The organism is uncultured Mucilaginibacter sp., assembly GCF_903913935.1.
In the GTDB taxonomy this organism is placed as follows: Bacteria; Bacteroidota; Bacteroidia; order Sphingobacteriales; family Sphingobacteriaceae; genus Mucilaginibacter.
Genome location: NZ_CAIWNH010000205.1, coordinates 22,337 through 31,693, shown reverse-complemented (window position 1 = coordinate 31,693; position 9,357 = coordinate 22,337). Strand labels below are relative to the sequence as shown.

Annotated in this window: 10 protein-coding genes; 8 read left to right on the top strand and 2 right to left on the bottom strand. The window is 45.0% G+C overall.

Annotated elements, in window-relative coordinates; all coding sequences use genetic code 11:
* The 3 genes from QZY09_RS07655 to QZY09_RS07645 form a co-directional block, all read left to right on the top strand.
* Positions 1 to 194 (top strand): pentapeptide repeat-containing protein (locus QZY09_RS07655; RefSeq protein ID WP_295670524.1); only part of this gene is annotated, 194 nt, incomplete at its 5' end.
* Positions 195 to 234: 40 nt separating this feature from the next.
* Positions 235 to 1,047 carry a M15 family metallopeptidase gene (locus QZY09_RS07650; RefSeq protein ID WP_295670522.1) on the top strand — a complete coding sequence of 271 codons (813 nt, stop codon included), beginning with the start codon at positions 235 to 237 and terminating at the stop codon, positions 1,045 to 1,047.
* Between the two features lie 4 nt (positions 1,048 to 1,051).
* A complete protein-coding gene (locus QZY09_RS07645) occupies positions 1,052 to 1,816 on the top strand; it encodes a DUF4846 domain-containing protein (protein WP_295670520.1) in 765 nt (254 codons plus the stop codon).
* 123 nt (positions 1,817 to 1,939) lie between these two features.
* On the opposite strand, the gene QZY09_RS07640 is transcribed toward QZY09_RS07645, so the two are convergent.
* Entirely contained in the window at positions 1,940 to 3,523 is a 1,584-nt protein-coding gene (locus QZY09_RS07640) for a serine hydrolase (protein ID WP_295670517.1), read from the bottom strand.
* A gap of 41 nt (positions 3,524 to 3,564) precedes the next feature.
* On the bottom strand, positions 3,565 to 3,840 hold the full coding sequence (locus QZY09_RS07635) for a hypothetical protein (protein ID WP_295670514.1): 276 nt from the start codon (positions 3,838 to 3,840) through the stop codon (positions 3,565 to 3,567).
* A gap of 207 nt (positions 3,841 to 4,047) precedes the next feature.
* Between QZY09_RS07635 and QZY09_RS07630 the strand changes: the two genes are divergently transcribed.
* The 5 genes from QZY09_RS07630 to QZY09_RS07610 are packed head-to-tail and all read left to right on the top strand — an operon-like array spanning position 4,048 to position 9,357.
* Positions 4,048 to 4,500: a division/cell wall cluster transcriptional repressor MraZ gene (locus QZY09_RS07630; protein ID WP_096354599.1), complete on the top strand. Its 453-nt coding sequence runs from the start codon at positions 4,048 to 4,050 to the stop codon at positions 4,498 to 4,500.
* The gene (rsmH, locus tag QZY09_RS07625) at positions 4,493 to 5,395 is read left to right on the top strand and encodes a 16S rRNA (cytosine(1402)-N(4))-methyltransferase RsmH (RefSeq protein ID WP_295670509.1); all 903 of its coding nucleotides are present in this window, start codon (positions 4,493 to 4,495) and stop codon (positions 5,393 to 5,395) included. Before QZY09_RS07630 ends, rsmH begins: the two co-directional genes overlap by 8 nt.
* On the top strand, positions 5,392 to 5,802 hold the full coding sequence (locus QZY09_RS07620; protein ID WP_295670506.1) for an FtsL-like putative cell division protein: 411 nt from the start codon (positions 5,392 to 5,394) through the stop codon (positions 5,800 to 5,802). Before rsmH ends, QZY09_RS07620 begins: the two co-directional genes overlap by 4 nt.
* Positions 5,792 to 7,900, top strand: coding sequence for a penicillin-binding protein (locus QZY09_RS07615; protein WP_295670503.1), 2,109 nt, complete (start codon positions 5,792 to 5,794; stop codon positions 7,898 to 7,900). Before QZY09_RS07620 ends, QZY09_RS07615 begins: the two co-directional genes overlap by 11 nt.
* Positions 7,897 to 9,357 (top strand): UDP-N-acetylmuramoyl-L-alanyl-D-glutamate--2,6-diaminopimelate ligase, encoded by a 1,461-nt coding sequence (locus QZY09_RS07610; RefSeq protein ID WP_295670501.1) that lies wholly within the window; start codon positions 7,897 to 7,899, stop codon positions 9,355 to 9,357. Before QZY09_RS07615 ends, QZY09_RS07610 begins: the two co-directional genes overlap by 4 nt.

Sequence of the window (9,357 nt, the reverse complement as noted above, 5' to 3'; positions counted from 1 at the left end):
TGACCGATGCCCATTTCCATAACTGCAACCTTAACCGGGCTTTTTTTAGCCGCACCATATTAAAAAATGCCGACCTGCGCACCTCCTATAATTTCACCATCGACCCGGATAGTAATGTTTTAAAGAAAGCTAGGTTTTCGGTGCATGGTTTGCCGGGGTTGCTGGCGAAGTATGATATCAGGATAGAGGGTTAGAAATTAAATGATGAGGACAATAATTTTAGTATTTTTATACATGACATTCGCGTCTCCACAGGGTCTCCCAAGGGGTACCCTGCGCTGGATAATGCCCGCAGGAACAAAGGGGCCTCTGCGAGAGACCCTGCTGGGACAGACGAGAGATAGCATCCCCGCCGCGGCAAAAAAACTTATCGATACTTACCCAAATTTTATCTCCGGCTACGCAGATAACCACCTCATCTTTAAAGACAAAACAAAAATCCTATGGGACGATCGTCTCAAAAATAAATCCTTTAAAACCTTGCTGGATAAGCCCGATCTGAAAGATATGTTCACCCAAAAATACGCGACCGGGTTATTAAAAGAGCCGCCTGCGCCAAATTTCGACCCCGGCAGGATCAGGAATGAGCCGTTCTTTTTAAAGATTTATGGTGCTTCAGAAAAAGAGGTTGAAATGAACCTGACGGAAATTACCTGGTGCCCCAAACTGGTCGGCCAGAAGATTAGGGTAACTAAGATCAACGGTATCGACAAAAAACTCGCCCAAATATCCAGGGAACTTGAGGAACACCCAGAACTGAAAAAATACCTGACAAATATCGGCGGTACCTTTACCTGGCGGAATATAGCCGGTACAAAACGCCACAGCATGCACAGTTTCGGGATGACGATTGATATCAACACCGCTTATTCCGACTACTGGCAATGGGCCTGCAAATGCAGCAATGAAAACGCTGTAATTAAATATAAAAACCGCATACCACAACTCATAGTGGATACGTTTGAGAAATACGGTTTTATATGGGGTGGCAAATGGTATCATTATGATACCATGCACTTTGAATACCGGCCCGAACTTATTCAATAACACAATGATAAGCATTATCACATCCCTGCTGCTGCTAATTTGCAGCGCTTTTACCTCAACCGACACGGTGCTTACCCGTTTTAACACCCCGGCCGGTTACCAGCAGGTAAAAGCTGCGCCGGGCAGTTTTGGCGAATACCTGCAAAACCTGCCGCTAAAACCTGTGGGCACCCATACTTTAACTTACAAAGGCGCCGTTGCTGCTACAGATGTTTTTACCGCTGCGGTGGTAGATCTGAGCGTCGGCCATGAGGATTTGCAGCAATGCGCGGATGCCGTAATGCGCCTTCGGGGAGAATATTTGTATCGTCAAAAACGGTTCAACGAGATCGCTTTTCATTTTGAAAGTGGCTTCAAATGTGATTATATCCACTATGCCGATGGCTATCGGTACCATAACGACCGCTGGGCATTAAAGGCCAAAAAAGATTATAGCTACCCCACCTTTATGCGCTATATGACCCTGGTTTTTGATTACGCCGGAACCTTGTCACTTGATAAGGAATTGAAAAAAGTTAAAAGTCCTGATGAGCTGAAGACCGGCGACATTTTTATCAAAGGCGGCTCACCCGGCCATTGTTTTATTGTGATGGACGTGGTGGAAAATGCTCAGCATAAAAAACAATTCCTGCTGGCCCAAAGCTTCATGCCCGCACAAAATATACAGGTATTGCAATACCGCTCGCCCTGGTTCAGTATGGATGTAAAAAGCGAGATCTGGTACGGGGAGTTGATTGATAAAGCGTATTTGAAGCGGTTTGAGGAGTAAAAAATAAAAGACGTTTGTCATTTCGAGCGCGAAATCTATACACGCGGTATGCACCACCATGCAAAGCGGTAATGTATAGTGCATAGATTTCTCCCTACGGTCGAAATGACAACCTGGGTATAATCACTCCGTTTTCTTAAAATCCAGGTCCTGGAAATCAAAGCTAAAATCAGTTAGCGGCGAAATCGCCTTCAACTTTAACCCCGTTGGTTTACCATTTTCATCGAAAGAGAACATCGCAAATGCATCCGCCTCCATACTGCGGTAATTCCACCGGATCACAAAGGTATCCCCTTTATAAGGTAAAACCGGCCCGGTTAATTTCGGCGAACGTTTGGCATTGAACCAAAGCTGGCCATCTTTTAAGGTGATAACGGCATCGCCCAGCCAGCTATCATGATAGGTGCCTGTAAAAGGAGAGAGGTCTGGTTTTGATGTGTCGTGCCTGCGGGCGTCCACCTGTTGCCAAACAGCATCCATCACCTTGTCGGCGCCCTGCTGGCTTTGTTTTACCATGTCGCCATACGTTTTTACCCAGTCGCGGCCGGTAATCCCCAGGTAACTGTCTTTGATCTGGTTGGTTACCGCGCTAAATGCCGCACCCGATTGCTGGTTGGTTAACACAATGATCGCCAGTTTAAGCTCTGGTATCAGCGTCACTTTGGTTACCATACCATCGATGCCCCCGGTATGGTTTACCTCTTTATAACCCTTAACATCGCTCAAAAACCAGCCCAACCCGTAGGCCGCAAAGTGAGTATTGTATGGGGAATTCGGCCCGACGGGTACAATGGTCTGCGGCGACCACATTTGAAAATGGATCGCTTCGCTGAAAAGCTGTTTGCCATCACCGTATTTGCCATTATTCATCTGCATCATCACCCATTTGCTCAGGTCGGCCACGCTGCTGTATATGCCGCCTGCGGCATTACCGGTGGTGGTTTTATAACGGGGGATCACGATCACTTTACCGTCAACCGGGGCATGGGCGTCCACAACATTCGAATAATCTTTGATCAGTTGATAAGCCGGCGCGCTGTTATTCATCTGCAAAGGCTTCATAATGCGGGTTGCCACAAAATCTTCCCAGCTCATTCCTGAAACCCTTTTGATCAGCTCACCTGCCACTTTGTACAACTGGTTATCATAATCGTACTTGCTGCGAAAACTGGTTGCGGGTTTCAAATACCTGAGGTTAAGGATCATATCCTCTACTGTAAAACTTGTCGAGTCGGGCCAGTCCATCAAATCGCCGGCACCCAAACCAAGGCCACTGCGGTGGGTAAGCAGGTCCCTTATAGTAAATTCGGCAGTTACGTAGGGGTCGTACATCTTAAACTCAGGAATGTAGTCAGTCACTTTATCATCCAGCTTCAGTTTGCCCTCATCGCACAAAATACCAATCGCGGCCGTGGTGAATGCCTTACTATTGGATGCAATCCCAAACAAGGTGTTCTCATCTACTTTTTTATGCGTATTCAGCGAGGCATAGCCATAGCCTTTGGCAAATATCATTTTATCATCTTTTACTATTGCCACAGCTATTCCAGGCACATCAAAAGTTTGCAGGGTACGGTTAACCAGGCGGTCAATGGAATCGGGAGCGATCACCTGGGCACGTAATTGAGCTGCGACAGTAATGAGAATCCCAAGGGCGATCAAACACCTGCGCCTAAAGTTGGAGGATGGGCATAAAAGTATTTTCATGGATTGATATAGCTAATGGCAATAAATATAGGTACAAGTTTTTATTGTTGATCGAATTTGAGGCAGTTTAACAGGGTATCTGCTGTAATTTCTCCCACCACATCGCCTTTTACTTCAATGATAATAGCGTCCGGGTTTTTGAACAATCGCAACCTTCCTTTAAACAGGTGATTTTCACCGGATTGAATAAATTCAAAAAGTGGTTTTATCGACGTTTTCCGGCAGACTTTTTCCACGCCCCCGTCATATACCACCAAACGGAGGTTTTTCCCGTTGTTTTCTATGTCCAGGGAGTACGGATCATACAGTTTGATCATTTTGTTATAAACGTTTATAAGTCGCTTAAAATTAGGAAGAAACAAATTAAAAAGGGGAGAAAAGTTGTTAAGGAAGGACTTATAAACACTTATGCACAGCAATTAACATACGCACCGAACAAGTGTTAATAACTTTCGTGGTAAGAAGTGGTAGAAAGTGGTAAAAGAAGTCTAATTTTACATTACAAATCGTGTTAAAGTTTTAAAATGTCATTCCTCACCGGCGAATTTGAGTGTAAACTGGATAATAAAGGACGCATGATGGTCCCATCCGGCCTAAAGAAAAAGCTTCCCGAAGCTGAGTCTGAAGGTCTTGTGATCAATCGTGGCTTTAAAAAATATCTGGTCATCTACACAAAAAAACAATGGGATAAAAAACTGGAAGAACTAAGCAAACTTAACGAATATGACGAGGAAGACATAGAATTTGTAAGATATTTTATGCGTGGCGCGACGGAATTAAGCCTTGACGCGGCAGGCCGGGTGAATTTACCCCAGTTTTTGCTCGACCACGCGGAGATAAAAAGTGATGTAGTTATTACCTGCCTTTTAAACAGGATTGAAGTTTGGAACAGTGAAGCGCATAAGGCATTGATGAATACAGAACCAAAGGATTTTGCCAAAATGGCCCTAAAGATGAAGGAGGTAAACAATGGATAAATACCATACTCCCGTGATGCTGGATGAGTGTATTGAAGGGTTGGCCATCAGGCCGGAAGGTACTTATGTTGACGTTACTTTTGGCGGCGGCGGTCATTCCCGCGAAATAATAAAAAATCTTAACAAGGATGGCAGGCTGCTGGCATTTGACCAGGACGCTGATGCAAAGCAAAATATCATAGACGACAGTCGTTTTGTTTTTATAGATCAGAATTTCAGGTACCTGAAAAATTTCTGCCGTTTGCACCAGGCCATGCCGGTTGATGGTATACTGGCCGATCTCGGCGTATCCTCCTACCAGTTTGACCAGGCAGAGCGTGGTTTTTCTATTCGCTTTGATGCTGAACTGGACATGCGGATGAACCAGCAATCGGCATTGAGTGCAAAAGAAGTGGTGAATACTTATTCAGAAGCTGACCTGCACCGCATCTTCGGGATCTACGGCGAGATCCAGAATGCCAAATCGCTTGCCAATACCATTGTTACCGCCAGGTTAAACAGTCCGATTGTAACCGTTGCCGACCTGAAAAATGCCATTGCTAACCGCATCCCGAAAGGAAAAGAAAATAAATACCTGGCGCAGGTTTTCCAGGCGCTGCGTATCGAAGTTAACCAGGAACTGGAAGCGCTGAAAGATTTTTTGATCCAGACGGCAGACGTGTTGGTTTCGGGCGGCAGATTGGTGGTCATGTCATACCATTCATTGGAAGACCGGCTGGTAAAAAACTTTATCGCCAAAGGCAAATTCAGCGGCGAACTGGAAAAAGACATTTACGGAAATGATAACAGGCCATTTGATGCGGTTAGCCGCGGGGCAATTACAGCATCAGAAGAGGAAGTACTTAATAATAACAGGGCACGGAGCGCAAAATTAAGAATTGCGGTAAAAAGATGACCAACAGGCTGCGCGTACCAATTGAGGAGGAAGAAGAAGAGAAGGTACTTGTTGTGGAAGAAAAACAGGTTAAAGAGATTCCTGACAACTACCTGGTACAATTTTTAAGCAAACGCATATTTAATTCAGATGCGGCCAGCAGCGCGCTGCCTTTTGTGCTTTTCCTGGCTTTATTGGGGATGATCTATATCGCCAACCGGAATATAGCCGAAAAAAACATACGGGATATTGATAAAATAACCAAAGAAGTAAAAGAACTGAGTTCCGATTATAAAACCACCAAAGCTGAACTGGCCTATAAAAGTACCATCACTGAAGTAGCCAAAAGGGCAGATACTTTGGGTTTGAAAGAATCGCTTCAGCCACCGCATAAATTGAATGCAGAGGAGGTACAGGATGAGCATTAGAAGAAATATACTGATCCGTGTTTACCTGGCTTTCGGGCTGATCTTGCTTTTTGCGGCCGCCGTTATTATCCAGTTGTACAGGGTGCAGGTGGTGCAGGGAAAAAAATGGCAGGATATGGCAAAGAGTATGTCAACGCGATATATGCCGGTAGAAGCCGCGCGTGGTAATATATTTTCGGTAGATATGAGCTTGCTGGCCACTTCGGTGCCTGAGTATGAATTGCATATGGATATGTTTGCCGGAGGTATTGCAGACGAACGATTATTTAATGAGAAGGTTGATTCGCTGGCCATGAAATTGGCGCAATTATATCCGGAAAGATCGGAAAGGGAATATTCACGATTGCTTCGTGATGCCCGCCGCGATGGGTCGCATTACCAGCTCATCAGGCGAAGGGTAACCTACCAGGAGTTAAAACAAATTCGCAAGTTCCCGATTTTTAATATGGGGAGATATAAAGGTGGTCTGATCGTTTTGGAGCAGAACAAGAGAGTATTGCCCTTTCGCTCGCTGGCAGCGCGTACCATTGGTTATAAAAACGATAATGTGAAAAATGCCGTCGGGCTTGAAGGCGCTTTTGCCGGCTTTATCAACGGCGAAAATGGCAAGCGCCTGATGCAGCGTATGCCCGGTGGGATATGGAGGCCGGTAAATAACGGTGAAGAAGAAATAGCACCTAAAGAAGGCGCTGATATTATTTCGACGATTGATGTGAATTTGCAGGATGTTGCCCAGGATGCTTTGAAGAAACAACTCATCAAGAACGAGGCGGACCATGGCTGTGTGGTTTTGATGGAAGTAGCTACCGGTGAAATCAGGGCGATTGCCAACTTTACCCGGACAAAAGACGGCGACTACCAGGAAAAGTTGAATTATGCGATAAGTGATGCTGCCGACCCGGGCTCGACATTTAAACTGGCAACCTACATGACACTTTTGGATCAGCACAAGGTTGATACCAATACCATTGTCAATGCTGAAGGCGGTAAATATAAATTTCCAAAAGGGCCGACCATTACGGATACTGAGCACGACAATTATGAAATAACAGTAAAACGCGCATTGGAGGAATCTTCAAACGTAGCGGCTGCGAAATTAGTTTTCCAGCACTATGCTAATAACCCTTCGGAGTTTACCGATAAGCTGTACAGCTATCATTTAAACGAAAAGCTTCAATTGCAGATACCCGGCGAAGGCAGCCCGGTGGTTAAAAACCCTCAAAGCCGCTCGTGGAATAAATATTATACCCTGCCCGAAATGGCTTACGGATACGAAATGAAGATCACCCCACTGCAAATGCTTGCCTTATATAACGCAGTTGCCAATAATGGAAAAATGATCGCCCCGATTTTAGTAAAGGAGATCAGACGTTTGGGGAATACCGTCGAACAGATACAGGCAAGGGTGATCAATGAAAAAGTTTGCTCGGATGCAACACTTGGAAAGGTGAGAAGTATGCTTGAAGGCGTAGTTACCGAGGGTACCGGAAAAAATGTGATCAAAAATTCATTATATAGTGTTGCAGGTAAAACTGGTACTGCCCAGATAGCGAATAACGCAAGAGGGTACGGCCAAAAAACCTACCAGGCTTCGTTTTGCGGTTATTTCCCGGCAAATCATCCTAAATATTCCATGATCGTAGTGATCAATCATCCTACCCAGGGCGATTACCTGGCGGCAAAAGTTGCCGGACCTGTGTTCCGGGAAATTGCAGATCGGGTATATGCCAGTGATCTGGACATTAACCAGGCTGCTCCGATTCACTATGTGGGGAATACCAATTTACCCCAAATAAAAAAGGGTAATATGAAAGCGCTGAAACAGGTTTATACCCGGCTTGGGGTTAAACCACTGTATGCGTCAAATACTACAGCCAGCGGAGTGGATACCAGTAATGGCATCCCGTATGAAGAAACAAGTTATAAAAGCGGTGTAGTGCCGGCAGTAAAGGGGATGGGGTTAAGTGATGCCTTGTTTTTATTAGGAAATGCCGGGTATAAAGTCACCGTGCGTGGCAGCGGTTCCGTAACCAATCAATCAATAGCAGGCGGAAGTATAGTGCCTAAAGGGTCAAAAATATTAATAGAATTGGAATGAAGTATTTGAGCGAAATTATTGATGGGCTTGCATTCACTGAATTACAGGGGAGTGCTGATATTGAAATATCGGCAGTGGTTTTTGATTCAAGAAAAGTTACACCAGGTTGCCTGTTTGTAGCCGTAAAGGGAACAGTATCTGATGGCCATGATTATATTTTACAAGCCATTAATGACGGCGCCGTAGCGGTGATCTGTGAAGAACTGCCTGCCCGGGTAACCGGAGAAGTGGATTTTTTAATGGTTGCCGATTCTGCCGTTGCTTTGGGCATTGTGTCTGCTAATTTTTACGATAATCCTTCAGCAAAATTAAAACTGGTTGGCGTAACAGGTACTAACGGAAAAACCACCATCGCTACTTTATTGTATAAGCTGTTCCGCGACCTGGGCTACAAATGCGGGTTAATATCTACGGTAGAAAACAAGATTAACGAACAGGTTTTTCAGTCTACCCATACTACCCCCGATCCGGTTGAATTACACAGGCTCATGAACGATATGATTGAGCAGGGATGTGATTACTGTTTTATGGAAGTAAGCTCGCACGCCATTGCGCAACACCGCATAGCGGGGTTAAACTTCGCAGGGGCTATCTTCTCTAATTTAACCCACGACCACCTGGATTACCACAAGACATTTGAAAAATACTTAAAAGCAAAAAAGGCATTTTTTGACGACCTATCGCCCAATGCTTTCGCTTTAACCAATTGCGATGATAAAAACGGCAACGTGATGCTGCAGAATACCAAAGCACACAAAAAAACCTACGGACTGAAAAGTATGGCCGACTATAAGGCCCGCATATTGGAAAACCAGTTTGAAGGTCTGTTGCTGCAGATTGATAATGAAGAGGTGTGGTTTAAAATGGTGGGTACTTTTAACGCCTACAATTTACTGGCTGTATATGCTGCCGCCATGCTGCTTGACCAGGATAAAACCAAAATATTAACCAGCTTAAGCAAGCTTACGGGTGCAAGGGGGCGGTTTGATTATATCGTAGCGCCCAATAAAATAGTGGGCATTGTTGATTATGCCCATTCGCCGGATGCGGTCCAGAACATCTTGAGCACAGTTCATGATATCCGTAAAGGAAATGAAAAAGTGATCACCGTTATAGGATGCGGCGGCGACAGGGATAAAACCAAACGTCCCATCATGGCCAAAACAGCCTGCGAATGGAGTGACAAGGTGGTTTTTACTTCGGATAACCCCCGGAGTGAAGATCCGGCACAGATTATCAAAGAGATGGAAGAAGGTGTTGATCCGGCATTTAAAAGGCACACGCTAAGCATAGCCGACCGCCGTGAAGCCATCAAGACAGCATGCATGCTGGCCCGCCCGGGAGACATTGTAGTGGTTGCCGGGAAAGGCCATGAGAAATACCAGGAAATAGCGGGTGTAAAACACCACTTTGACGATATGGAAGAGTTGGTGGCGATTTTTAAAGAATTGAAATAA